General features: G+C 46.0%; 1 protein-coding gene. It reads left to right on the top strand.

The window, feature by feature from the left end; genetic code table 11:
* A partial coding sequence (locus R7E47_RS24505; protein ID WP_318085308.1) for a 3-hydroxyacyl-CoA dehydrogenase NAD-binding domain-containing protein occupies positions 1 to 1,321 on the top strand: 1,321 nt, incomplete at both ends.

Raw genomic sequence — 1,321 nt, 5'->3', positions numbered from 1 at the left:
AACTATCCAGCAACGGTCGCGATTCTTGAAGTGATTCAACACGGTCTGGAAAAAGGCTTTGCACAAGGGCAAGAACTAGAAGCGAAACGATTTGGTGAGCTTGTGATGAGCTCCGAATCGAAAGCATTGCGCTCTATCTTCTTCGCGACTACTGAAATGAAGAAGGAACACGGCACGGATGCACAGCCTGCAGCGGTGAAAAAAGTGGGTGTTCTTGGTGGCGGCTTAATGGGCGCTGGGATCAGCCATGTAACGGTTGCAAAAGCAAAAGTGCCTGTTCGAATCAAAGATGTGAGCAATGACGGTGTGTTGAATGCACTTAACTACAACTACAAGTTGTTTGAGAAGCAGCGCAAACGTCGCATCCTGTCGAAAGCCGATTTACAGGCGAAGATGTTGCAACTGTCAGGTGGCGTAGACTTTACAAGTTACAACCACATTGATGTTGTGATCGAAGCGGTTTTCGAAGACTTGGATCTAAAACAACAGATGGTTGCGGACATTGAAGCAAACGCAAAATCTGAAACTATTTTTGCTACGAACACGTCTTCGTTACCAATCCACAAGATTGCAGAAAAGGCAGAGCGACCAGAAAACATCGTCGGTTTGCACTACTTTAGCCCAGTAGAAAAAATGCCGCTGGTGGAAGTGATTCCGCATGAAACAACGTCTGATGAAACCATTTCGACAGTTGTCGCATTGGCTAAGAAGCAGGGTAAAACCCCAATCGTTGTGAAGGACAAAGCTGGCTTTTACGTAAACCGCATTCTTGCGCCTTACATGAATGAAGCTGCGCATATCTTGCTGGCAAATGAGCCGATTGAGAAGTTAGATGGTGCGTTGTTGGATTTCGGCTTCCCTGTTGGGCCAATCACGTTACTTGATGAAGTTGGTGTTGATATTGGCGCGAAGATCATGCCGATTCTGGTCAATGAGTTGGGCGAGCGATTCAAAGGTCCTGATGTATTCGATATCTTATTGAATGACGGTCGCAAAGGACGCAAGAGCGGGAAAGGTTTCTACACTTACAAAGGTAAGAAGAAAGAAGTCGATAAATCCATCTACAAGCTACTCAAACTGACGCCAGAATCGAAGCTCAGCGATAACGATATTGCGTTGCGCTGTGTACTGCCAATGCTTAATGAAGCAGTACGATGCTTGGACGACGGTATTATTCGCTCTCCGCGCGATGGCGATATTGGTGCGATTTTTGGTATTGGCTTCCCTCCATTCCTTGGCGGGCCATTCCGTTATATGGATCAATTCGGTTTGAAAGAACTGGTTGAGAAAATGAACGAATTTGCATCGAAATATGGCGATC

Source organism: Vibrio sp. Vb1026, assembly GCF_033338745.1.
In the GTDB taxonomy this organism is placed as follows: Bacteria; Pseudomonadota; Gammaproteobacteria; order Enterobacterales; family Vibrionaceae; genus Vibrio; species Vibrio alginolyticus.
The sequence above is the reverse complement of the archived record's forward strand: the minus strand, read 5'-3'. Positions and strand labels throughout refer to the sequence as shown.